Here is a 22,349-nt window from a genome sequence, read left to right as displayed (position 1 = left end):
GTGCGGCCCTTTGGCTGGTCCTCCGGTCGGCCCGCTGACCGGCCCGCTGCCTGGCCCGCTGCCGGGCTCGCTGCCCGGCGGAGCGTGGCCGACCCGAGTGCGGCAAGCCCGGCGGCTCCGGTGGCGAGCGCACAGAGCGCCGTCGGCCAGCGGGCCGCGCCGGGCCGCGCCTCAGCCGCGGACCACCGGCTCCTGGAACTCCGTCACCCACTCCGCGGTGTCCTCGGGGCACTCCAGGTACAGCTCCCGGGCGTACCCGGTGGAGCGGTAGCCGGCCTCGTCGACGAAGCGGGCGAGGGTCTGGAAGGAGGGCAGGCAGTCGTCCATCGCACCGCGGTGGACGATGGTCGCCGCCTCCTCGATCTCCGGCAGGTCGAGGACGTCGAAGTCGTACGCCCCGGGCGCGTCCACCCCGGCGCCGACCGTCACGGCCGCCCGGATCAGCACCGAGCCGTCCCCCTCCGGGGTGTCCTCGTACCGGGCGACCGACGGACCGGCCGCCGCCACCCCGGCCGCCGCCATCCGACGGCACAGCTCCTCGAAGAGCGGGCCGATCACCGGCCCGATGTCCTCCGGCTGGTAGCTCGCCGCGACGGCGGTCAGCTCCGCCACCCGCACCGACGGGATCCGCTTCACCACGACGTCGTTTGCCGACATGATTCCCTCGCTCTCGATGGTTCGGAGCCTCACCTCGACCCGGGCCAGCCGCTGGGCGTCCGCCGCCATCGCGGCGGCCAGTTCGGCACGCCGCAGCCGCAGCATCCCGCGCAGCTCGGCCGCGTCCACCCGGTCGTCCAGGACGGCCTGCACCTGCTGCAGCGTGAAGCCGAGGTCCTTGAGCGCGATGACGCGGTTGAGCCGGGCCAACTGGGCGGCCTCGTAGGAGCGGTAGCCGCTGGCCGGGTCGACACGGGCCGGGCGCAGCAGTCCGATGGCGTCGTAGTGACGCAGCATGCGGACCGACACCCGGCCGTGCTTGGCGAAGTCTCCGATGTTGAACATGATTCCTCCAGTGCAGACCCTCACACCGTGTCATGGTCAAGTCCCGGCCGACGCCGCTCCCTCCTAGCCGCCGTTCCCGCCCTTTTACCCCCTCCGTCCACCGGCCTTCCGACCTGTCAGTCCGTGACGTCGAACCCCCGGCGGCCGCCCAACTCCCGCAGGCTGCGCTGGCCCGGGATGCCGTTGGCGTCCGTGCCCGAGTAGCCGAGGCTGCGCTGGAAGGCCGCGTACGCCTCGACCGTCCGGGTGCCGAGCGATCCGTCCACCCAGCGCTGCTCCAGGAACCCCTCGTCGGCCAGCGCCTGTTCGACGATTCGCACCTCGCCGCCGTACGTCTGGTGGCCCTGTTCGGCACCCGGGTCGGTGCGCGCGGCGGTGACGACATGCGCCAGCGAGACCCGCCGGGGCGAGGGCAGCCGGCCGAGCAGCCGGCGCAGCGACTCCTCGCCCGGCACGCCGTCCGCGGCGGCGCCCGAGTAACCCAGACCGCGTTGGTAGTCCTGGTAGTTGAGGGTGTCGGCGTCGCGCCAGTCCTCGTCCGGCCCGGAGGTGTAGTGCGAGCCGTGACCGGCGGCCACCAGCGCCTCGCCGACCTCGCGGACCTGCGGGCCGTGGGCGCCGTAGCCGTACTCCAGCCCGTTGATGGTCACCCGGTAGCGGGCCGGGCCGGAGTCCGCCCGGGGCGGCGGCAGCGGGGTGCTGTCGCCCGTGCCACCACCGCCTCCGCCACCGCCTCCGCCTGCGGCCCCGGCGACGATGCCGGGCAGGACCACGTCGTAGAACTGCCGCACCCGGGCGTCCCCCGGGCAGGCCGTCCCGCCGTCCGACCAGTCCGGGAACATCCGGTGGAAGCCGTACCCCGGGTCGTCCGCCGTCCGGCAGGCGCGCAGCGGGATCCCGTGCGTGCGGTGCAGCCACACCCCCAGCGCGGTGAGCGCCGCCACCTGGGCGTCCGTCCACGGATCGGTGTGCCGGTCGTTGCTCGCCGACTCGATGCTCACCGCCCCGGTGCCGTCCGCCCTCCGGTTCGCGTGCATGTTGGCGTCGGCGCGGGTCTGCGTGCCGACGAACTGGCCTACACCGCCGTCGTATCCGACCCCGAAGTGCGACTCCAGGTTGGTGCTGTCGCGCCAGTACTCGTAGATCCGCTGCGGCGTCCACGGCGCCGCGATGCTGTGAAAGATCACCTGCGTCGGCACGATCGCCGGCTGCTCGTCCGACTCGGGCTGCAGCTCCATCCGCTCAGCACCGGGGTACCAGGCCATCCGCGTCTCCTCGCCGGGCACGCACCAGGGGCAGTTCGCCCCCTTACGTCCGACTAACGCCGACCCCTCCCCCTCACGAGGACGCCCCCTCCCCAAACCCCCCTTCCGAGTGAAACCAGGACAACTCCCCCTGACACCACGGCGGTCCACACCCCACGCCCAGAGCCGGAAACGCGAAGGGCGGGTGCCGGAAGCTTCCGGCACCCGCCCTGAGCAGGTTGTTCTCCTACCAGCGGAGAGCGTGGGATTCGAACCCACGGTACGGGGTCACCGCACGACAGTTTTCAAGATCAGAAGCAGTGCGAGCCAGAGATGCCCGCTGGCCTCGACAAGGGACCTGCCTTCGCATGCTCATCTGAAACGGCGGCCCACAACTGGCCCACACAGGAGGCTCAGGCCACAAGCCGGCGGCCATCATGCGCGCGCACAGCGGGATCGCCGAGGCTGAGTGCGTCCTGAACCCGAATGGCGTACATGTCTCCCATCTTCGCAACCGCCTCACCAGCCGGGAGCCACTGCACGACTGTCGATTCATCGGAGACTGCTGGCGTACCGCCGATCGGGCGGCACCGGAAGACCAAGGCGACGACGCCGAGGGCCATGTTCTTGTAGACACCAGTCAGCCGCTCGACCTCGATCTCGACACCGGTCTCCTCCAACACCTCCCGGCAGACTCCCGTCTCAACGGACTCTCCAAGCTCCAGCACCCCACCGGGCGGCTCCCACGTGCTGTTGTCCGCGCGACGGATGACCAGCACGTCACCGCCCTCCCGCACAACGACGCCTGCGACCGACACGGAGTGCAGCGGCGTTGACCGCCCCTGCTGCGTACTGTTACTCATGTATATGAGCATAGGAGGTTCCACCCAAATGAGGAGTGGAAGCGTTCGCGAGACGTCCTCGCCCCGGTACCTGCAGATCGCCGAGGACCTTGCGGAGCAGATTCAAAAGGGCATCCTGCCCCCTGGCACGAAGATCCCAAGCGAGTCCGAACTCATGGACCGATACAAGGTCGCGCCCGGCACCGCACGGAAGGCCGTGGCCGAGCTTCGCACGACCGGTCTGATCGAGACCCATCACGGCCGTGGATCCTTCGTGAAGTCACGCCCCCCGGTCAAGCGCAAGTCGTCGGACCGCTTCCGGCGATCCCACCGGAAGGCAGGGAAGGCCGCCTACCTCGCTGAGGCCGAGCAGGCAGGTTCCACCCCCTCGGTTCGGGTCCTGTACATCGGGCCCACCGAAGCATCGGCGGACATCGCCGAACGGCTCTCGGTCGCGCCCGGGGCCCAGGTGTTGGCGCGCCGGCGGCTGTACTTCAGCGATGGAGTGCCGACCGAGGAAGCCACCTCCTACTTGCCCTGGGACATCGCGAAGGACATCCCCGAGTTGTTCGCGGAGAACCCGGGCGGCGGTGGCATTTATGCACGCCTGGAGGACAACGGACACATCCTCGCGGAGTTCACCGAGACCGTACAGGCTCGCCTCGCCACGAAGCCTGAGACCGGCATGCTGGACCTCAGTCCAGGCGCACCGGTCATCCACCTGACACGCAATGCCATCACCGAGATGGGGCGCGTGGTCGAGGTCTGCGACACGCTGATGGCTGCTGACCGGTTCGTTCTCGACTACCGAATCCCTGCTACAGACTGACGCTCACACACCTCTCGACGACCCTCCACGGTGCACTCCACGTGGAGGGTTGACTTATGTATAGGAGCAGTGCACTCTAATGCATGTCACTCCTATACATAAGTGCATGAGCACTTAGGTGCAGGAGTTCTGAGGGGCCTTCTTCGGGCTGCTCTGAACAGCACAAACGCATCACCGCTCAACAACTCAAGAGAGTGATCCACCACCGCAGTCCCTCCGTGACCACACCGGTCGGGGTGAGTGGAGACCAGTCGGCAGAGAAGGGGCGCACGCCCTGACACCTCGGTCCGCCCTTCAGACGGCGGGCCGTACATGGGACACGCAGCCGACTCAAAAGAACGACGCGGCCGACATTTCGCGGCGACGACCTTCGGGAGGGATCTCCCCGGAGCGAGCAGGCCCCGCGTCCAGACGAGACCAACCCCTCAGCTCCACCAGTGACCACGGCCCTCGACACCCCCTCGCATCCATGACTGTGGGGAGCGTGCCGGGGGTCGTGGCTACTCGTGACGTTCGAGTGGCCCAGGCCCGATGGGACGGACCGCCGCGCATTCCTTGGCCGGGCGCGCGGCGGTCCTCGGGTCCACGCCCCCTACTGAGAAGAGGTAGACCCGTGAGGTCGATTGTTGCAGGCCAGATGCCCCTGGACGGGGCAGAGTTCGCCGAGTTGGCGCTCGGCGTGGACGAGGAGCTGTTCACCGGGGTGCCCGATGAGCGCGAGTTGGACCGTGCGGTCCGGCTGGACGCGGCGGGCGCGGTGCTGGCGGACCTGCGTCGGGAGGACCCGGAGCTGGCCGCCTACGCCGCCGCGCTGCTGCGGTCGGCGCCGGTGCCGCTGCGGCGCCCGGCCGTGATCCGCCGCACGGCGAGCGTCGACCGGGTGGCGGCGTGAAGCGGGCCGCCGGACAGATGGATGTCCTGGCCTGGCTGGCGATGAGCGCGGCCGTGGTCGTGTCGGCGCACGGCGAGTGGGCGCTGGCCGTCGACAGCGGGTTCCACCCCGTCGTCGCCGCCGGCCTTCCGCTGGCGCTGGACACCTATGCGCTGCGGGCGCTTCGGGCCGGGCGAGAGGTGTTCCCGCCGGTGCTGGGGATGATCGCCACCAATGCCGCCGCGCACCTGCTCGGCGCGGGCGTCATCACGCCGGACTGGCGGTTGATCGTGGCTGTCTCGGCGATCGCCCCGCTCGTGCTGTGGCGGGTGCACGTCCTGCACACCCACACCGCGCCCGCCGAGAGCGAGCCCGAAGCGGTGGTGGAGGACGATCTGCCGCCGCTGTGGGCCGAGCCCGTACCCGCCCCGGCCGGGCCGTATCCGGTGGACGTACCCGCCGTACCCGGGCTGGTCGAGGTGTACCCGCAGCCCGTACCCGCCGTACCCGAGACGGCGCCGGCGCCGGCCGCCGAACCGGTGGCGGAGCTGGAGTTCTGCCCGCTTCCGCCCCGCCCCGTACCCGCCCCGGCGCCGGAGCGTACCCACCCGTACCCGCTCGCCGAGTACGTACCCGGGGACGACGAGTACACCGGATACACCAGCCCCGACCAGCACGAACAGCCCGAAGACCTCGACGAGCTGACCCCGGCCGCCGCCGAGCGCTTCGCCGCCGTACTCGCCGACGGCGCGCTCCCGTCCGTCCGTACCCTGCGCGCCGAGTACGGCATCGGCCAGCCCCGGGCCCAGCGAGTACGGGACCAGCTCCGCACCCTCCAGGCGCCCGCGTCCGCGCCGATCGCCGCCTGACAGGAGACCTCACCATGCAGACCGCCCGCACCCAGATCACCGCCGCCGGCGCCCTGATGGCCGCACTCACCGCCCACCCCGACCTGCCCGCCCCGAAGATCAGCACCGAGTACGTCGTCACCGCCGACCGCGACCCCTCCGGGAACCTGCTCCTCACCGGGGGCCTGGACTTCGCGTTCCACGACGGCCTCGACGGCTTCGAGCAGTGGCGCCAGGCCCTCGGCATCGACCCGGCCACCGTCGACCACGACGCCACCGAGTCCGGCACCCTCGCCTGGCTCACCGCCACCACCACCTACGCCGGCGTCCCGCTGCGGCTGGTCGGCTACTACAAGCCCCCCACCGCTACCGCGCCGGCCGCTGACGAGTGAGCCGCCCCCGGCACTGGGACCCCGACGGCGAGCGGCACGGCGGGATGCCCACCTACCCCTGGCATATGGCGCCGGACGACCTGCTCACCCGCCGTCAGCTCCGCGCCCGCGGCTTGCGTCCGGGCGGGCAGGACGTGGCCGCGCAGATCCTCTGGCGCTCCCGCCGATCGCGGGACCTGCGCGCCGCGTACCTGTACCGGCTCGACCGGGCCAAGCCCGTGCGGCCGATGACGCCGGGCCGGTGGCGGGCTCTGGCCGCCGCCAACCGTGCCCGGCGTACCTGCCCCGGCTGCGGTGCGGACGCCGGGTACGTCCTGCCCGCGCACCTGGGCACCTGCCTGCCCTGCGCCGACAGCGTGCCGCTCGCCGCCTGATATTCCACACTTTCCGGGCACCACAGTCTCTTGGGAGATCCCATGACCAGCGTTCGCGCTGCCCGGTTCGCCGCCGCCTACGCCCTGCTTCGGGCGTCGGCGGACGTCGCGGACCACTGGATCCAGACCGACCACCAGGCCGCCACCAAGGGCCAGCACAACCACATCGAGGGCCAGTCGAGCGCGGCCGGGCGCCGCGCCTGCGCCGCCCACGTCGCCACCTACACCGCCGCCCAGGGCGTCGTCCTGCTCGCCGGGACCCGTCTGCTCGGCATCCGGCTGCGGCCCTTGCCGGTCGCCGCCGCCCTCGCCCTCTCGGCCGCCACGCACTACGCCGCCGACCGGCGTGAGCCGCTGCGGCGTCTGGCGGACGCGACCGGCAAGGGCCGGTTCGTGCGGCTCGCCGACCACGGTCTGAACGGCGGCTACCTGCTGGACCAGTCCTGGCACCACGCCTTCGAGACCTGCGCCGCCCTCATCGCTTCCGCCTGAGAGAGGACACCACCGTGACCACCTCGAACACCCCGCCCCGCCCGCCCCGGCAGGCCACCCCCAACGGTGGCGCCGGCGGCGGTGGGACCCGTAACGGTTTCGGCTCGGGGGCGACGTTCTCGCCCGGGCTCAACATCAACGTCAACAAGACCGCCCCCTCCGGCGGCGGCGGGGGCGGCGCCCCGAAGGCGGGCGCCGCGGCGAACCCGGGCACCGGGGTGAACCGCACCTCCGCCCTGGCCCTGCCGGAGCCCGCGTTCTACTCGGCCGCCGACGTGCGCTCCTACTGCGAGGCCCTGCGCGCGTTCGCCTCCTACTCCGCGATCGAGGTGGAGGTGGCCGCCGAGATCCTGAAGGCCGCGCTGGAGCAGGCCCCCGGCGCGGCGGGTGACCACGTCTTCCAGCAGAAGATGCGGGCCCGCGCGGTGGCGAAGAAGCTCGCCAAGGCCGCGGACGCGCTGACCGACGCGGCGAAGGACGCCGCCGCCGCGTGGGCCGCCTTCCAGCGCGAGTACGCCGACGTCATGACCCCCCGCCCGGCGCGCCAGCAGCGCCCGTTCCAGTTCTGAAAGGAGTACCGGCCGTGGCGAAGAAGGACACCGACCCCGACCAGCAGCACCGGGAGAACCTGGAAGGCGCCAGCACCGGGCGAGGGATCGCCGCGTGGCTGGCCCACCGGGCCAAGCCCTACACCCCGCCGTGGATCACGGTCGGGGCGACCGGCATCGGCGGGAGCCTGGCGTGGGTGCCCGCCCACGGCTCCCCCGGCTACGCGGTCGGCCTCACCCTCGGATCGGTCGCGCTCACCGGCGCGACCGCGTGGGCGGGCAAGACCACCACGACGCAGCGGCGCCTGCACTCGGCGGTCACCGTGGCGGCGGGGAGCGGCTGGTTCACCGGGATGGCGCTGGCGGGCTGGAACGGGCTGACGTTCGGCACGTTCTGGCTCGGCGGCACCGTGCTGGCCCTGTCGTGGAACGTGCGGCAGATCATGCGCCGCAACCCCGACGTCGTCCAGACCGGCGCCGACGCGGACGGCTCGCTGCTGGAGAAGGTCAAGCTGGCCGGGGCCAAGCTCCGCAAGACGGAGGTGGAGCCGAACCGGGTCACCGCCGAACTGGTCCTGCCCGCCGGCGAGCTGACCAACGACGACGTCACGCGGGCGCTGCCGAACATCGCCTCTGCCCTGGACGTCGCCCCCACCGCGGTGCGGTACCTGCCGGATCCCGACTCCGCCCGCCGGGGCGAGCTGGTGGTCGTCCCCCGGGACATGCTCGCGGACGTCGTCGAGTGGGAGATGCCGACCAACGTCGGCGCCTCGATCGCCGAGCCGCTGGTCATCGGCCGCTACGACGACGGCTCGCCGTTGCAGCTGTGGCTGCCCGGCGACCCGCAGGCCGGCCGCAACAGCACCCACCTCGGCATCTTCGGGATGTCCGGGTCCGGCAAGGGCGACGGCGCGCTCGACATCCTCACGGAGATCATGAGCCGCCGGGACGTCATCGTGTGGCTGTCCGACCCGAAGGCGTTCCAGGACTTCGGCCCGCTGCGGCCGGGCCTGGACTGGGCGGTCGAGGGCGGGGCCGAGACCGAGACCATGGTCACCGCGCTGCAGGCCGTCATCCCCGCCCGGACCCGCTGGCTCGGCGCCCACGGCTACCGCCAGTGGACCCCCGCGGCCGCCGAGCAGCAGACCGACCCCGGGCACTCGTGCCGCAAGGGCGGGGCGTGCGGCTGCGAGGGCATGCCGTTCCTGGTCGCCTGGTTCGAGGAGGCCGCGAACACCCTGCGGTTCATGGGCGAGGACGCGTTCACCGGCGCCGCACAGGAGGCCCGATCCGGCGGCATCGCGCTGGTCATCAGCCTCCAGCGCCCCAGCCACGACCAGATCAGCACCAGCACCCGGGCCTCGCTCCCGTCCGCGCTGGTCTTCGGCCTGGACGCCAGGGACGAGGGCATGGCCCTGCCCGGCCCGGTCCTGGACGCCGGCGCCCACCCCGGCGCCTGGGGAAACCGCCGCCCCGGCTACTGCTACCTCGTCACCCCCGGCGTCGACGAACAGCGCTACAGCGCCCCCGGCCGCACCTGGCGCTTCACCGGCCAGGCCGCCCGCGTCATGGAACAGCTCGCCGCTTGGGCGCAGCGCAACGGCGCCAAGGTCGACCCCGTCACCGCGAAGGCCGCCGCCGCCACCGTCGGCACCGCCTACACCGACCGCCACACCCGGAACACCACCGACGAGGACGACGGGGGCAGCGTGTACGTGGACCAGAACGGCGACGGCACGGAGCGGCGGGTGGACCCGGAGGACGAAGGCCTGGACCCGCAGGCCGAACTCCCGCCGGTCCCCGACACGCTCGGCGACGTCGCCTTCGGCCCCGAGTCGGCCGCCCCGGACTTCACCCCCGAGGAGGCCCGCGCCGCCATGGACGCCATCGTTGCCGGCTTCGAGCAGGCCGGGGTGATGGTGATCGGCCCCAAGGACGCCATGGAGCAGGCCGCTCAGTTCGGCCGCTCCCGCCCGTGGGTGTCCGGGGAGTTCCGCCGCCTCGTGGAAGAGGGCCGTCTCGTGCCCGCCGCGCAGAAGGGCCGGTACCGGATCGTGCCCGCCCCGGCGCTGGTCTGACACCCGCTGACACCTGACACCCCCTGACACCCATTCCCCTAGGCAGACGGGGTGTCAGACGGCCCCTGACGCCCTCTGACACCCCGCCCCTGACACCCCCGCGCCACCCCCTGACGGGAGAAGCACGTGGACCACTTCACCACCCCGCAGCCGTTCGCCGTCCCGGTGCTCTACACCCATGACGGCACCCCCTACTACGCCGCCCCGCCCACCCCGGCGCCCCTCGCGCTCTACCACCCGCCCGCCCCGCTCCCGGCGCCCGCTCAGCACGTCGCCCCCGCGCTCTACACCCCCGCCCCGCTCCCGCACACCGTCCCGGCCCGGGACCCGTGGCCCGCCCGACTCGTGGCCGGCGGGGTCGGGATCGGCGGCGCCGGGATCGGCATCGGATTCCTCGCCCAGGCCCTCGCCGCCGCCACCACCGCCCTCGGATTCGTCGCCGCGGGCCTGGCCGTGATCTGGCTCCTCAAGAACACCAGCGGCGGCGGAGGGGGCCGGGGCGGCCAGGGCGCCGTGAACGTGAGCGTCAACGTCACCAACCGCAACCGCTGATCAGGAGGAGCCCGGTGACCAAGCTCGCTCACGTGCTCGGTGCCCGCCCGGCCGCCGTCATCCTGCCCCACCGGCCGTGGAACGGGATGACCGTGCTGGACGCCTACTGCAACATCGGCGGCGCCGGCATGGGCTTCCATCTCGCGGGATTCGACGTCGTCGGCGTCGACATCCTCGACCAACCCCGCTACCCGTTCCCGTTCCTACGCGGCGACGCCATCGAGGCCATCACCGCCCACGGCCACCGGTTCGACCTGATCTCGGCCGGGCCGCCCTGCCAGTTCGACTGCACCCTCACCGCCGGCACCAACGCCGCCAAACGCGACCGCTACCCGGACCTGCTCGAACCCACCCGCACCGCACTGGAGTCCACGGGGCGGCCGCACGTGATCGAGCAACCTCCCGGCCGCGCCGCCAAGCGCATGCGCGTGGACCTGACGCTGTGCGGGGAGATGTTCGACCTGCAGGTACTCAGGCACCGCAACTTCGAAGGCGGTGGCGGTCTGCTGCTCGACCAGCCCGTTCACGTCCCGCATCGCGGCCTGACTATCGGCTACCGCCACGGACGGCTGGTCACCGAGCAGGAAGGCCGCTACTTCCAGGTCTACGGCAACGGCGGCGGCAAGGGCAGCGTCCCGCAGTGGCAGGACGCCATGGGCATCCACTGGACCGACGTCCGCCGCGAACTCGCCGAGGCCATCCCCCCGGCCTACACCCGACTCATCGGCCACCAGGCCGCCGCCCAGCTCCGGGCCGGAGCGCCCGACGCCGTCGCCGCCTAGCGCCGGCGCTGCCCACCCGAGCAGACACAACGACAGCGGCGGCCCCCCTTCCGGCAAGAACCGGGGCCGCCGCCCATCCAGCAGAGAACTGGAGGCATCCAGCATGACCCCTCGCACCACCTACCGCCACCACCTGTCCACCGCGCTCGCCCTGGCCGCGTCCGGCGTGCCCGTCCTGCCACTGCGGGCCGGGAAGGTGCCGTTCGGCAACTGCCCGCGCTGCACCGACCACGCGTGCGGCGACCGGCCGAACATGAAGACCCCCGGCCCCTGCACCTGCCCGGCGCCCTGCCACGGCTGGGCCGCCGCCACCACCGACCCCGACGTCCTGACCGGACCGGGGTGGGCGCGGGCGTGGCGGGAGGCCGCCGCCGTCGGCTACCACCCCGGCGGCGCGGACCTGACCGTCGTCGACCTCGACAACGCCGACGCCATCGCGTGGGCGCGCGAGGCCCTGCCCGCCACCCGGACCGTCACGACCACCCGGGGCGAGCACTGGCTCTACCGGGGCGCCATGACCTCCGCCAACGCGGTGCGGCCGGGCGTGGACGTCAAGTCGGCCATGTCCTACGCCCGTTGGCTCGGCCCCGGCGGGGGCACCATGGCGGCCCTGCCGGACGTCGTGCGCGCCCTGGTCGTCAGGGAGCCCGCCCCGGTCCGGCCGGCGGCTGTCGTCGTGTCCGTGCCGGCCGGGGGCGGGACGTGCCCGCACCGCACGCCGATGTTCCTGGAGCGCGGCATCGCCATGGCCGAACAGCGCATCACCGAGGCCACCGCCGCCGTGCACAACACCGTGTTCGGGGCGTTCCTCGCCGTGCTGTCCACGCACGGCCGGTGCGGGTGCCTGACGGTGGCGCACACGGAGCGGCTGTTCGCCGCCGCGCAGGCCAAGGGCGAGACTGCCCGGCACTGCGCCGACGCGTGGGCCAACGCCCTCGTCCGGTTGGGGCTGTAGCCGTGGCCGACGACGAGAAGAACCCCGCGCGCGAGATCATCACCGACTACGCGCAGGCCCACTTCCGGTACTTCCGCACCGCCGACGGCACCGTCTACGCCCAGCGGAACGGCCACCCGGTGGCCCGCCCGATCCGCTCCCAGGGCACCACCGGCAGCCACCGCCAGGAACTCCTGGTCGGCCTCTACAAGGACGGGCGCGGTGTCTTCAACGGGACCGCGATGAAGGAGGCGCTGGACCTGATCGAAGCCCTCGCCCTGCTGGAGGAGGTGCAGCCCGTCCACATCCGCGTCGCCCCCGGCCACGACGGGGCGACGTGGCTCGACCTCGGGCGCGCCGACGGCCTGTCCGTGCGGATCCACCCCACCGGCTGGGACATCACCGTCCCCGACCCGCGTGAAGTCTGCTGGCGGCGCACCCAGCTCACCGGGGAGCTTCCGGTCCCGGTCAAGGACACCGACGGCAAGGGCATTGACCTGCTGCTGCGGCTGACCAACTTCACCGATGCCCAGACCGAGTGCCTGGCCATCGCCTGGTTGATCGGCTGCCTCGGGCCCGGGGTGCCGGTCCCCGCCCCGTTCCTCACCGGGCCGCAGGGGGCCGGGAAGTCCACGGCCGGCCGGATGATGGTGCGGATCATCGAGGGCATGAGCGGGGACCTGCGCCGGGCCCCGAAGGACGAGGAGAACCTGGTCGCGGCCGTAGCGGCGGGGTGGGTCACCGCCCTGGACAACCTGTCCCACATGACCCCGGACCTGTCCGACGCCATGTGCTGCATCGTGACCGGCATCGAGTCCGTCAAGCGCGCCCTGTTCACCGACGGGGACGTCCACCGCTCCGCCTACCGGCGCCCCCTGCTCCTGACCGGCATCGACGTCGGCGTCATCCGCCCCGACCTCGCCGAACGCCTCCTGCCGCTGCGGCTGGAGCGGCCCAAGGTGCGGCGCACCGAAGCGGAGCTGTGGGCCGAGTACGCCGAAGTGCTGCCCGTCGTCCTCGGGTCCCTGCTCGACCTCACGGTCCAGGTCCGCGCGGCAGAGGTCGAGACCCCGACCGATCTGCGGATGGCGGACTTCGCGCACCTGTGCGCCCAGCTCGACGCCGCGACCGGATTCGGGGTGCTCCCGGTCTACCGGGCCAGCCTCAACGACCTGAACGACGACGTCATCGAGGGCGACCTGCTCGCGCAGACCGTCCTCAAGCACGCCGAGACCATCGAGAAGGGCGGCGCCCAGCGCATGACGTCCACCGAGTGGCTGCACTGCCTCGGACGCCTCCACAGCGGCGACGACTTCCGCGCCCTGCCCAAGGGCTGGCCGACCACCGGCAAGGTGCTGTCCGACCGGCTCAAGCGCCTTCAGCCCACCCTCGCAGCCCGGGGCGTCCTCATCGACACCGGCCGCACCTTCGAGGGCCGCTACCTCGAAATGGCCCGCCCCGCCCCCGTACCGACGCACGAACAGCCAGAGTTGGGCTGACGCCCGGACAAACAAGAGGAGCACCGGGCCGGGCCGCCGGGTGCTCCTCTTGCTGTTCGGCGAAGCCGCCCCAGGAGCGCGCCGCGAAGCGGCTCCGCTTCACGCCCTAAGGTGCACCGAACTGCAGCAGAAACCCCCTCCCTTTTTCCTAAGAGAGGGAACGCTGCGTCATGTTCGACATGCAGAGCGGCAGACGGCCGCTGACCTGCGACGAAGGCCATGACGCAGGCGCCGGACGCTGCGTCATCCTGCGTCATGTGCGTCATGCCATGACGCAGGCCATGACGCACCCATGACGCGGCCCCCGGGCGTCGCGTCATGCAAAGGCACAGGTCAGAGGCCCGCATGTCGCTGATGACGCAATGACGCAGAAATCCGCACCTCGGACAAACACGCCGAGACCCGCCACTTGCTCCCTCGCTCAGTCTCACGCCAATGGAGCCTCCATGCCCAAGCAGGAACACCTGAAGCTCCCCGCCGTACTCGCCGAGATCGACATGTCCCGCAGCGCGTTCTACCGCATGGTCGCGCGCGGCCACGGTCCGAAGCTCCTGAAGCTCCCCAACGGTCAGATCCGCGTCCGCCGGACCGACCTCGACGCCTGGTGGGCCGCTCTGGAGCAGAGCACCGCCGCCTGACACCCGCCGCCCTGAGGGACCCCGGCCGCGCGCCGGGGTCCTTTCCCTTTGGAGTGCCCTTGCTGACCTACGACGTGACGCTGTATAAGATCCGCCAGCGGCCGGGCCGTCGCCGCCCGTTCGAGCTGCGGTGGAAGGTGGGGGTGAAGCCGCACTCGAAGAGCTACGCCACCAACACCCTCGCCACCGGCCGCCTCGCCGAGCTGCGGACGGCGATGAAGAAGGGCGAGGAGTTCGACCAGGAGACCGGCCTTCCGGTGTCCGAACTGCGGAAGCTCACCCAGGTGACGTGGTTCGCCCACGCCAAGCAGTACGCCGAGGCGAAGTGGGAGCGGTCGTCAGCGAAGAGCCGGGCCGCCCGCGCGGACGCGCTCGCCACGATCACCGAGGCCCTGGTGACGGACCGTCGAGGCCGGCCGGACCGACGCATGCTCCGGCGGGCCCTGTCCTGCTGGGCGTTCAACTTCTCCGAGCAGCAACCGGAGCCGCCGGAGGAGATCACCGCCGCCCTGGCCTGGATGACCACGAAGTCGATCGGTCTCGGCGCGCTGGACGACTCCGAGACCGTGCGGCTCGCCCTGGAGGCCATCGCCCGCCTTCTGAACGGCAAGAGGGCGGCGGACAACACCCTTGCGCGCAAGCGGATGGTGCTGAACAACGCGCTCCGGTACGCGGTCGAGCGGCGCCGACTCCCCAGCAACCCACTCCAGTTCGTCGACTGGACGCCGCCGGAGACGGACGACGAGATCGACTTCCGGTGGGTGCCCAGCCCGCAGCAGGGGCGGGCACTGCTGGACGCGGCCGGGGAGGTCTCGGCGCGCGGGCGGCACCTGAGGGCGTTCTACGGGTGCATCCTGTATGCCGCCACGCGGCCGGCCGAGGCGACGAACCTGCGGCTCGCCGACTGCACTCTTCCGGAGTCCGGCTGGGGTGAGTTGCTGCTCGGCGGAAGCTCACCGCGGGTCGGGTCGCGCTGGACCGACGACGGGCAGTCGCACGAGGAGCGGGGGCTGAAGCGGCGGGCGCGGAAGGCCACCCGGCCGGTGCCGATCCCGCCGGTTCTCGTGGCGCTGCTGCGCGAGCACATCGCCGAGTTCGGGGCGACTCCCGACGGACGGGTCTTCCGTGCGGCCGAGGGTGGCCGACTGCTGACCAAGGAGACCGCCGCCGTGTGGAAGCGGGCCCGCGAGATCGCGCTGACACCCGAAGAGGTGAAGACTCGGCTTGCCAACGTGCCGTACTCGGCCCGGCACACGGCCGTCTCCGGGTGGCTGGCCGCCGGCGTCGACCAGACCGAGGTGGCCCGCCGGGCCGGGCACAGCGTGGCCGTCCTGCTCAAGTTCTACGCGAAGATCATCAACGGTCGCCAGGAACAGGCGAACAGCAAGATCGAGCGGTTCTTGGAGGGCGAGGAGCCGACCGGATAGGGGCCTGGAGATCACGTTCCACAGCCGTTCCACCCGGTCCACGGTTGGCCCACAACTGGCCCACACACAGTGGCCAGGGGCGGTACTGAAGTGGGACACCCCGGGACGGAATCGAAAAGAGGGGGTATCGGCACTTGGCCGATACCCCCTCTGATCAGGGATTTCCCCACCAGCGGAGAGCGTGGGATTCGAACCCACGGTACGGGGTCACCGCACGACAGTTTTCAAGACTGTTCCCTTAGGCCGCTCGGGCAGCTCTCCAGGCGGAGGTCAGCCTAACGGGTCCGGCGGGGTTCGGTGCACATGGTTATCGGGTCGGTTACTTGTCGCCGACGCGCTTGTCGAAGGTGACCTTGGTGGTGGCGGTCTGGCCGTTGCGGGTGTACTCGACGTCGACGGTCTCGCCGGGCTTGTGGGTCCAGATCTTGCTGACCAGGGCGGGGCCGTTCTCGATGGGGCTGCCGCCGAGCTTGGTGATGACGTCGCCGGGCTTGAGGCCGGCCTTGTCGGCGGCGCCGCCGGGGGTGACGGCGGGGGTGCCCTGGATGTCGCGGGTGGAGATCTGGGCGCCCTCGCCCTTGTAGTCGTCGTTGCGCAGGACGGCGAGCTGGGCGTAGACCGGCTCGCCGCTCTGGATCAGGGTCTCGGCGACCCACTTGGCCTGGTTGATCGGGATGGCGAAGCCCAGGCCGATGCTGCCGGCCCGGCCGGTGCTGGAAGTGTTGGACTGGATCGCCGAGTTGATGCCGACCACCGCGCCGCCGGCGTCGAGCAGCGGGCCGCCGGAGTTGCCCGGGTTGATCGAGGCGTCGGTCTGCAGGGCGTTCATGTACGAGGACTGGGCGCCGGTCTCGTCGCCGGAGGCGACCGGGCGGTCCTTGGCGCTGATGATGCCGGTGGTGACGGTGGACTCCAGGCCGTACGGGGCACCGATGGCGATGGTGGCATCGCCGACGTTGACCTTGTCGGAGTCGGCCAGCGGGAGCGGGGTGAGCTTGCCCTTCGGCATGTCGTCGAGCTTGACGACGGCGACGTCGTAGCCCTCGGCGCGGCCCAGCACGGAGGCGCCGTAGGTGCTGCCGTCGGCGAACTTGACGGTCAGTTTGCCGCCGTTGGACGCGGGCGCGACCACGTGGTTGTTGGTCAGGATGTGGCCCTGGGTGTCGAAGACGAACCCGGTGCCGGTGCCGGACTCGCCGTTGCCCTGCGCCTTGATGGTGACGACGCTCGGCAGCGCCTTCTGCGCGATGCCCGCGACGGAGCCGGGGACGGGCTCGCTCTTCTGCGGGCTGTTGGCCTGGACGGTGGTGCTGCGGTGGTCGTCCGCGGCGCTGACGCTGCGGTCGTTGCGGTCCGCGACGGCCACGCCGACCGCGCCGCCGGCCACACCGGCGACCAGGGCGACGGCGGCGATCAGGGCGATCAGGCCGCCGCGCTTGCGGCCCGGGCCGCCGGGGCCGCCGGGGCCGGGCGCACCGGGGTAGTCGGCCGGGTAGCCGAGCGGGCCGCCCGGGTAGCCGGGGCCGCCGGGCGTACCGGCACCGGCCGCGCCGCCGGCCGTGGCGTCGTGCAGGCCCCAGCCGCCGAGCGGCTGGCCCGCGCCGAAGGGGTGCTGGGGGTGCGCCCCGGGCACTCCCGGGGCGGCCGGCGCACCGGGGACCGGCGGGGGGCCGTACGGGTCGTGCGGGGCGGCGGCGTGCGGGGCGGCGGCGTGCGGGGCTCCGGGCGTCGCGTACGGGTTGGTCTCGTGCACCGCGGGCGCGGCGGGCGCCACCGGGGCGACCGGCGCCGCGGCGACGGGTGCGACCGGGGCCGGCGGCAGGACGGGCGGCGGCGCGTCGATGTACCCGGACCCGACCGGGGCCGCAGGGGCCGCCGGGGCGACCGGGGGCTCGACCGGCTCCGGGGCGCTGAGCTTGCCGAACGCCAGCGTCGGCGTGAAGCCACCGGTGGCGGGGGCCTCGGGAGCGGCCGCCGGGGCGGGGGCGGCAGGCGCGGCCTGCTGGGCCGGACCGTCATGAGCGGGGCCCACCACCCCCTGGCCGCCGGAGGGCTGCTCCCCCTGCGGCCCGGTGGACCCAACCTCGCGCTCGGTGCTCACGGACGACCTCCATAGCTGACAGGACCAAGAACCATAGTTTTTCGCACACCCGATTCGATTGCCGTAAGGACCCCTCTGAAGAACTCATAAGAATCCTTAGCCCGGCCAGACAAACCGGCACGGCGAACCAGGCGGACCGGCCCGGCGAACCTGCCGGACCCACCGGACGAACCCGCCGGACGGACCGGCCGGACACCCCCGGCACGGCGGACCGGTGTACCCCCCGGCGCACCGTTCACTCCGTCCACGACGGACACCCCTGACGTCCCGCGATGCGGACCGCAGGCCGCCTGGCCTTGGCGTTCACCGCCCCGCCGGTTAGCCTGTCGCTCCAAACTGACACGCGGGAGCTTGGACCGACCAGGCTGAGAGTGCGCTGGTCGACGGTACGTCACGGGATCCGTGGCCGGATCGTCGAGGGGGCGCAGACCGCCGGAACCTGTCCGGGTAATGCCGGCGTAGGGAGTATCGGCCATGCCGCCTGCTTCGCCATCCTCTTCTTCGGGCGCGTCCGCGTCCAAGGGTTTCCCCGAACCGTCCACGACCGTTCACTCGGACGCAGACGGCCGCGCACCCGGTTCCACGGCCGGCGCACCCGCCGCGACCGCGACCTCGGTGCTGGACCGGCCCGAGCAGGCCGCGGGCCGGGTCGAGGCCCCGCTGGTGCTGGACACCGAGCCGCCGCGCACGCTCCGCTTCCGGGACCACTTCGCGCTCTGGATGAACCTCGGCGTCAGCCTGATCGGCTTCACCACCGCCGCCACCGTGCTGGGCGCCCCGGGCAGCGAGCTTTCCCTGGCCGCCGCCGTGACCGCGATCGTGGCCGGCACCGTGGTCGGCACCGCGATGCTCGGCGTCGCCGCGCTGATCGGCGCCCGCACCGGCGCACCCGCGATGGCCAACCTGCGCGGACTGTTCGGGACCCGCCTGTCGTACGTGCCGACGGTGCTGAACATCGTCCAGTGCATCGGCTGGGGCGTGTACGAGCTGCTGGTGATCGCGATGGGCGCGCAGACCGTCGCCCACACCGAGGGCTACCGCTGGGTCTTCGTCGTACTGGCGGGCGCCGTGACCACCGCGCTGACCATCTGGCCGCTGGGGGCGATCGCCGTGCTGCGCCGCTTCGTGGCCGCGGCGGTGGCGGTCGCGATGGTGTACTTCACCGTCCAGCTCGGCCGCCAGGGCGTGCCCGACCCGGGCGCGGGCAACTGGCACGGCTTCCTGAAGGCCACCGACGCGATGATCGCCGTCTCGATCTCCTTCGTGCCGCTGGCCGCCGACTACACCCGGCACTCGCGCACCCCGCGCGCCGCGTTCTGGGGCAGCTTCTCCGGCTACACCGTCGCCCAGATCTGGTGCTACGTGCTCGGCCTCTTCGCGCTGCTGCAGTCCGGCGGCGACGCGACCCGGATCTTCGACTCCTTCCTGGGGGTCTGGGCCGGCTGGGCGTTCCTGCTGGTGCTGGTGCTGCGCGAGACCGACCAGTCCTTCGCCAACGTGTACTCGACGGCGATGTCGGTCCACAACCTGCTGCCGAAGGTCGACCGCCGGGTGCTGACCGGCGGCACCGGCCTGCTGATCACCGTGCTGGCCCTGCAGATCACCGAGTTCGCCGACTCGTACTACGCCTTCCTGGGCCTGATCGGCTCGGTGTTCGTGCCGATGTTCGCGGTGCTGGCGGTGGACTACTTCCTCGGCGCCGGCCGGCGCGGCTGGAACCTCGCCGACGACGCGCCCTCCCGCTGGCTGATGCTGCTGCCGTGGGCGCTCGGCTTCGCGGTCTACCAGCTGATCGCACCGACCGCGATCGCCGGCTGGTGGACGGACTTCTGGACGTCCGTCCAGGAGGCGCTGCACTTCACGCCGCAGGAGTGGACCTCGGCCTCGCTGTTCGGCTTCCTGGTGCCCGCCCTGGCCACCCTGGCGCTCACCCCGCTGACCCGCGGCCGGCGCTGACCACCGCGCCCGCACCCGAAGACGGCCCCGCAGGTTGGGGCCGTCTTCGCTTTCGCGTCACCTCCGGCGCCTATCGTGGACGCGTGACCAGCCCTGACCTCTCCCCCGCGACGGCGCGCACCGGGCCGCCCGTCCAGGTGATCGCCCACCGCGGCTCCTCGCACGCGCTGCCCGAGCACACCCTCGCCGCCTACCGCCGGGCGCTCGACGAGGGCGCCGACGCCGTCGAGTGCGATGTCCGGGTGACCGCCGACGGGCAGCTGGTGTGCGTGCACGACCGCCGGATCGGCCGGGTCTCGGACGGGCGGGGCACGGTCTCCGCGATGACGCTGGCACAGCTGGAGGCGCACGACTTCGGCGCCTGGAAGACGGGCGTGCCGAGCGCGGACCCGGAGCTGCGGAGCGTGCTGCGGCTGGAGAGCCTGCTGGAGCTGGTCGCGGACTGCGGGCGCCCGGTGGACCTGGCGATCGAGACCAAGCACCCGGTCCGCTTCCGGGGCCGGGTGGAGGCCGAGCTGCTGCGGATGCTGGACCGGTTCAAGATCACCGGCACCCCGGACGGCGACCGCCCGCAGGCCCGCATCATGAGCTTCTCCGCGCTGGCGCTCGGCCGGGTGGCCGCCGCCGCGCCGCAGTACCCACGGGTGTTCCTGTTCGAGAGCACGCTGCCGTTGCGCGGCCGGCTGCGCCCGGGTGCGCCGCTGCCGGGCGGGGCCCGGATCGCCGGTCCCGGCATCGACCTGGTGCGGGCCCGGCCGGAGCTGGTGACGCGGCTGCGCGGGCTGGGCCACCAGGTGCACGTCTGGACCGTGGACGAGCCGGCCGACGTGGAGCTCTGCCTGGAGCTCGGGGTGTCGGCGCTGATCACCAACCGCCCGGCGGAGGTGCTGGCCCAGCTCGGCCGCTGAGCCGGGCCGGGCGCTCCACCCCGGGCCACCCCGGGCCGGGCGCCCCCCGTCCGGTGTGCCCCGCTCTCCAGGGCGCCCACAGGCCGACTGGAGCCGGACCAGCGGACCGGTCGACCGCTCCGGGGCCGGATCAAACGTTTCGCCGACGTTCTTTGCCGGAAATTATGCGCTTTCACAACGCAGGGTGAGCAGCGAATCACCTGTCGCGCACCGTGCGTCGCACGGCTTGAAATGTCCGCGCGGGATCGGCCCGCGGTCGTTTCCGACGCATTACCAAGGGGCATCCATCCCTCGGCATACGCTGAAGGAGGTCCGGGGGTGGCGTTGATGGTGGCGCGTGAAGTGCCGACTTCATCGACCATGGCAGTGCCGCACGGCCCAGCGAGTGTCGGGGTCGCACGGCGCCGACTGCGTCGAGATCTGGGTGACCGGGAGATACCGGAGCCGGTCATTGATGATGCTGTTCTGATCCTTTCCGAACTGTTGAGTAATGCCTGTCGTTATGCCCGGCCGCTCGGTCCGCTGCCCGCCCTCGGGCGCAGCGCCCGCGCGGAGGTGGTCGACAGCGTGCTGGTCGGTGTGCCGACCGGCGCGTCCGCGGCCCCCGCCGAGGCCGGGCCGGACGCCGGCGGAGTGCTGGTGCGCTGGCAGATGCACGCGGACGGGATCCTCACCCTGGAGGTCACCGACGGCGGGGCGCAGACCCGGCCGTCGCCGGCCAGCCCGTCGCTGAGCTCGCGCGGCGGCCGGGGCCTGAGCATCGTCGACCAGTTGTCGAGTGACTGGGGCGTGCGCGACGCGCCCGGCGAGGTGACGGTGTGGGCCGCGCTGCCCGCCCGGGCCCGCCATGCGAGACGGACCGGCGGTGATGCCCGCAGCGCCTGACGGCGCACCCCTGTCCACCGGGGCCCTGCGACCCCGGGTCCGCCCCGGCGCGTGCCCACGCGCCGGGGGAACGTCAGTAGGCTGCCCGGAGCACAACACAACCGTCCCCGGGAGAGCAGCACCATGGGCAAGAAGGCCGCCAAGAAGGCGCCGCAGCGCAGCCAGTCCACCACCACCGCCACGGGCGAGATCCCCGTGGTCGGGGCCCGCGAGAACTGCCCCTGCGGTTCGGGCCGCCGGTACAAGGCCTGCCACGGCCGGGAGGCCTCGCACGCCGTGCAGGAGCTGGTGCACCGCCCGTTCGAGGGGCTGCCGGGCGAGGCCGACTGGGTGGCGCTGCGCGAGCTGGTGCCGGCCGCGACCGCGCCGCTGACGCTGGCCGCCGCGGTGGCCGAGGGCGCCAACGGCGAGGTCCCGTCCGTGACGCTGGCCACCGTCCTGCCGCTGGCCTGGCCGGCCCTGCGCCGCCAGGACGGCTCGATCCTGCTCGGCCTGCAGACCCAGTCCGCCTCCGGCGACCTCAGCCGCGACCTGGCGGACGCGCTGGAGCTGGCCCTGGCCACCGAGCCGGGCACGCCCGTCCCCGCCCGCCGGACCGTCCCGGGCGGCCGCCGCCTGCAGGACCTGCTGGACGTCGAGGCGCCGTTCACGCCCACCGTGCACACCGGCTTCGAGTTCTGGCTGGAGGACGCCGAGACCGCCACCGGTGAGGTGGCCGCCTCGCTGGAGCGCGCCAACGCCTCGGCCATCCCGACCGAGAAGCTGGCCTCCGCGGACGCCGCGTACTGGTGCGGCACGCCGGACAAGAACCACCTGCGCTGGGTGATGACCGTGCCCGAGGAGCAGCTGCTGGACGCCCTGGCCCGGCTGACGGCGGCCGACCAGTCCTCGCTCGGCCCGGACACCCGTCTGGTCGGCTCGTTCCGCGCGCACGGCCTCACCGTCCCGGTCTGGGACCTGCCGGTGACGATGACCGCCGCCGACTGCGAGAAGCCGGCCGCCGAGTTCGCCGAGCGGCTCGCCGCGACGCTCACCGACACCACCCCGCTCACCGCGGAGGAGCGTCGCGCCCGGGCGAACCTGGTGAACCGTCAGGTCACCTTGAACTAAAGGCGACCCGGGATCACGTGATACGCGTCACATTACC

23 protein-coding genes, 1 tRNA gene and 1 riboswitch are annotated in these 22,349 nt (G+C 72.6%); of the genes, 19 read left to right on the top strand and 5 right to left on the bottom strand.

Going from position 1 to position 22,349, the window contains the following annotated elements; all coding sequences use genetic code 11:
* Positions 1-171: 171 nt before the first annotated feature.
* From ACIGZJ_RS09515 to ACIGZJ_RS09505, 3 genes are all read right to left on the bottom strand, one after another.
* Positions 172-1,002 carry a MerR family transcriptional regulator gene (locus ACIGZJ_RS09515; protein WP_396456682.1) on the bottom strand — a complete coding sequence of 277 codons (831 nt, stop codon included), beginning with the start codon at positions 1,000-1,002 and terminating at the stop codon, positions 172-174.
* A gap of 116 nt (positions 1,003-1,118) precedes the next feature.
* A complete protein-coding gene (locus tag ACIGZJ_RS09510; protein WP_396456681.1) occupies positions 1,119-2,267 on the bottom strand; it encodes a peptidoglycan-binding protein in 1,149 nt (382 codons plus the stop codon).
* Positions 2,268-2,659: 392 nt separating this feature from the next.
* On the bottom strand, positions 2,660-3,121 hold the full coding sequence (locus ACIGZJ_RS09505) for an NUDIX domain-containing protein (RefSeq protein WP_396456680.1): 462 nt from the start codon (positions 3,119-3,121) through the stop codon (positions 2,660-2,662).
* 16 nt (positions 3,122-3,137) lie between these two features.
* On the opposite strand from ACIGZJ_RS09505, the gene ACIGZJ_RS09500 reads away from it, so the two are divergent.
* The 15 genes from ACIGZJ_RS09500 (at position 3,138) to ACIGZJ_RS09430 (ending at position 15,352) form a co-directional block, all read left to right on the top strand.
* A complete protein-coding gene (locus ACIGZJ_RS09500; protein ID WP_396456679.1) occupies positions 3,138-3,917 on the top strand; it encodes a GntR family transcriptional regulator in 780 nt (259 codons plus the stop codon).
* 613 nt (positions 3,918-4,530) lie between these two features.
* Positions 4,531-4,809 (top strand): hypothetical protein, encoded by a 279-nt coding sequence (locus tag ACIGZJ_RS09495; protein WP_396456678.1) that lies wholly within the window; start codon positions 4,531-4,533, stop codon positions 4,807-4,809.
* Entirely contained in the window at positions 4,806-5,657 is an 852-nt protein-coding gene (locus ACIGZJ_RS09490) for a hypothetical protein (RefSeq protein ID WP_396456677.1), read from the top strand. Before ACIGZJ_RS09495 ends, ACIGZJ_RS09490 begins: the two co-directional genes overlap by 4 nt.
* 14 nt (positions 5,658-5,671) lie before the next feature.
* Positions 5,672-6,028, top strand: a complete 357-nt coding sequence (locus ACIGZJ_RS09485; protein ID WP_396456676.1) for a hypothetical protein — start codon at positions 5,672-5,674, stop codon at positions 6,026-6,028.
* 44 nt (positions 6,029-6,072) lie between these two features.
* A complete protein-coding gene (locus tag ACIGZJ_RS09480; protein ID WP_396456865.1) occupies positions 6,073-6,402 on the top strand; it encodes an RRQRL motif-containing zinc-binding protein in 330 nt (109 codons plus the stop codon).
* 42 nt (positions 6,403-6,444) lie between these two features.
* Entirely contained in the window at positions 6,445-6,894 is a 450-nt protein-coding gene (locus ACIGZJ_RS09475; RefSeq protein ID WP_396456675.1) for a hypothetical protein, read from the top strand.
* A gap of 14 nt (positions 6,895-6,908) precedes the next feature.
* The gene (traA, locus tag ACIGZJ_RS09470) at positions 6,909-7,463 is read left to right on the top strand and encodes a plasmid transfer protein TraA (RefSeq protein ID WP_396456674.1); all 555 of its coding nucleotides are present in this window, start codon (positions 6,909-6,911) and stop codon (positions 7,461-7,463) included.
* 14 nt (positions 7,464-7,477) lie between these two features.
* Positions 7,478-9,520, top strand: coding sequence for a plasmid transfer protein TraB (traB, locus tag ACIGZJ_RS09465; RefSeq protein ID WP_396456673.1), 2,043 nt, complete (start codon positions 7,478-7,480; stop codon positions 9,518-9,520).
* 126 nt (positions 9,521-9,646) lie between these two features.
* Complete coding sequence (locus ACIGZJ_RS09460) at positions 9,647-10,072, top strand: hypothetical protein (protein WP_396456672.1); 426 nt, start codon at positions 9,647-9,649, stop codon at positions 10,070-10,072.
* 14 nt (positions 10,073-10,086) lie between these two features.
* A complete protein-coding gene (locus tag ACIGZJ_RS09455) occupies positions 10,087-10,854 on the top strand; it encodes a DNA methylase (RefSeq protein ID WP_396456671.1) in 768 nt (255 codons plus the stop codon).
* 103 nt (positions 10,855-10,957) lie between these two features.
* Positions 10,958-11,809, top strand: a complete 852-nt coding sequence (locus tag ACIGZJ_RS09450) for a bifunctional DNA primase/polymerase (RefSeq protein WP_396456670.1) — start codon at positions 10,958-10,960, stop codon at positions 11,807-11,809.
* A gap of 2 nt (positions 11,810-11,811) precedes the next feature.
* On the top strand, positions 11,812-13,287 hold the full coding sequence (locus tag ACIGZJ_RS09445) for an ATP-binding protein (protein WP_396456669.1): 1,476 nt from the start codon (positions 11,812-11,814) through the stop codon (positions 13,285-13,287).
* 170 nt (positions 13,288-13,457) lie between these two features.
* Positions 13,458-13,583, top strand: coding sequence for a hypothetical protein (locus ACIGZJ_RS09440; RefSeq protein ID WP_396456668.1), 126 nt, complete (start codon positions 13,458-13,460; stop codon positions 13,581-13,583).
* Between the two features lie 150 nt (positions 13,584-13,733).
* Positions 13,734-13,925: a helix-turn-helix transcriptional regulator gene (locus ACIGZJ_RS09435; RefSeq protein ID WP_396456667.1), complete on the top strand. Its 192-nt coding sequence runs from the start codon at positions 13,734-13,736 to the stop codon at positions 13,923-13,925.
* Positions 13,926-13,999: 74 nt separating this feature from the next.
* Positions 14,000-15,352, top strand: coding sequence for a tyrosine-type recombinase/integrase (locus ACIGZJ_RS09430; protein ID WP_396456666.1), 1,353 nt, complete (start codon positions 14,000-14,002; stop codon positions 15,350-15,352).
* Between the two features lie 173 nt (positions 15,353-15,525).
* Here the strand turns inward: ACIGZJ_RS09430 and ACIGZJ_RS09425 are convergent.
* A tRNA-Ser gene (locus ACIGZJ_RS09425) sits at positions 15,526-15,613 on the bottom strand.
* A 58-nt stretch (positions 15,614-15,671) separates the two neighbouring features.
* On the bottom strand, positions 15,672-17,453 hold the full coding sequence (locus ACIGZJ_RS09420) for a S1C family serine protease (RefSeq protein ID WP_396456665.1): 1,782 nt from the start codon (positions 17,451-17,453) through the stop codon (positions 15,672-15,674).
* A gap of 333 nt (positions 17,454-17,786) precedes the next feature.
* Positions 17,787-17,935: riboswitch (TPP riboswitch) on the top strand.
* A gap of 133 nt (positions 17,936-18,068) precedes the next feature.
* Between ACIGZJ_RS09420 and ACIGZJ_RS09415 the strand changes: the two genes are divergently transcribed.
* The 4 genes from ACIGZJ_RS09415 (at position 18,069) to ACIGZJ_RS09400 (ending at position 22,312) form a co-directional block, all read left to right on the top strand.
* On the top strand, positions 18,069-19,409 hold the full coding sequence (locus tag ACIGZJ_RS09415) for a purine-cytosine permease family protein (RefSeq protein WP_396456664.1): 1,341 nt from the start codon (positions 18,069-18,071) through the stop codon (positions 19,407-19,409).
* Positions 19,410-19,492: 83 nt separating this feature from the next.
* Entirely contained in the window at positions 19,493-20,317 is an 825-nt protein-coding gene (locus tag ACIGZJ_RS09410; protein ID WP_396456663.1) for a glycerophosphodiester phosphodiesterase family protein, read from the top strand.
* A gap of 318 nt (positions 20,318-20,635) precedes the next feature.
* A complete protein-coding gene (locus tag ACIGZJ_RS09405; protein ID WP_396456662.1) occupies positions 20,636-21,202 on the top strand; it encodes an ATP-binding protein in 567 nt (188 codons plus the stop codon).
* 123 nt (positions 21,203-21,325) lie between these two features.
* Positions 21,326-22,312 (top strand): DUF5926 family protein, encoded by a 987-nt coding sequence (locus tag ACIGZJ_RS09400; protein ID WP_396456661.1) that lies wholly within the window; start codon positions 21,326-21,328, stop codon positions 22,310-22,312.
* Positions 22,313-22,349: the final 37 nt, after the last annotated feature.

The sequence above is a fragment of the Kitasatospora sp. NPDC052868 genome, from assembly GCF_044547105.1.
Classification (GTDB): Bacteria; Actinomycetota; Actinomycetes; order Streptomycetales; family Streptomycetaceae; genus Kitasatospora.
The sequence above is the reverse complement of the archived record's forward strand: the minus strand, read 5'-3'. Positions and strand labels throughout refer to the sequence as shown.

Excerpts from the sequence above, each read along its gene's own strand:
- ACIGZJ_RS09515 (WP_396456682.1), bottom strand. The coding sequence starts at position 1,002 with ATGTTCAACATCGGAGACTTCGCCAAGCACGGCCGGGTGTCGGTCCGC.
- ACIGZJ_RS09510 (WP_396456681.1), bottom strand. The coding sequence starts at position 2,267 with ATGGCCTGGTACCCCGGTGCTGAGCGGATGGAGCTGCAGCCCGAGTCG.
- ACIGZJ_RS09505 (WP_396456680.1), bottom strand. The coding sequence starts at position 3,121 with ATGCTCATATACATGAGTAACAGTACGCAGCAGGGGCGGTCAACGCCG.
- ACIGZJ_RS09500 (WP_396456679.1), top strand. The coding sequence starts at position 3,138 with ATGAGGAGTGGAAGCGTTCGCGAGACGTCCTCGCCCCGGTACCTGCAG.
- ACIGZJ_RS09485 (WP_396456676.1), top strand. The coding sequence starts at position 5,672 with ATGCAGACCGCCCGCACCCAGATCACCGCCGCCGGCGCCCTGATGGCC.
- ACIGZJ_RS09480 (WP_396456865.1), top strand. The coding sequence starts at position 6,073 with ATGCCCACCTACCCCTGGCATATGGCGCCGGACGACCTGCTCACCCGC.
- ACIGZJ_RS09475 (WP_396456675.1), top strand. The coding sequence starts at position 6,445 with ATGACCAGCGTTCGCGCTGCCCGGTTCGCCGCCGCCTACGCCCTGCTT.
- ACIGZJ_RS09450 (WP_396456670.1), top strand. The coding sequence starts at position 10,958 with ATGACCCCTCGCACCACCTACCGCCACCACCTGTCCACCGCGCTCGCC.
- ACIGZJ_RS09440 (WP_396456668.1), top strand. The coding sequence starts at position 13,458 with ATGTTCGACATGCAGAGCGGCAGACGGCCGCTGACCTGCGACGAAGGC.
- ACIGZJ_RS09435 (WP_396456667.1), top strand. The coding sequence starts at position 13,734 with ATGCCCAAGCAGGAACACCTGAAGCTCCCCGCCGTACTCGCCGAGATC.
- ACIGZJ_RS09400 (WP_396456661.1), top strand. The coding sequence starts at position 21,326 with ATGGGCAAGAAGGCCGCCAAGAAGGCGCCGCAGCGCAGCCAGTCCACC.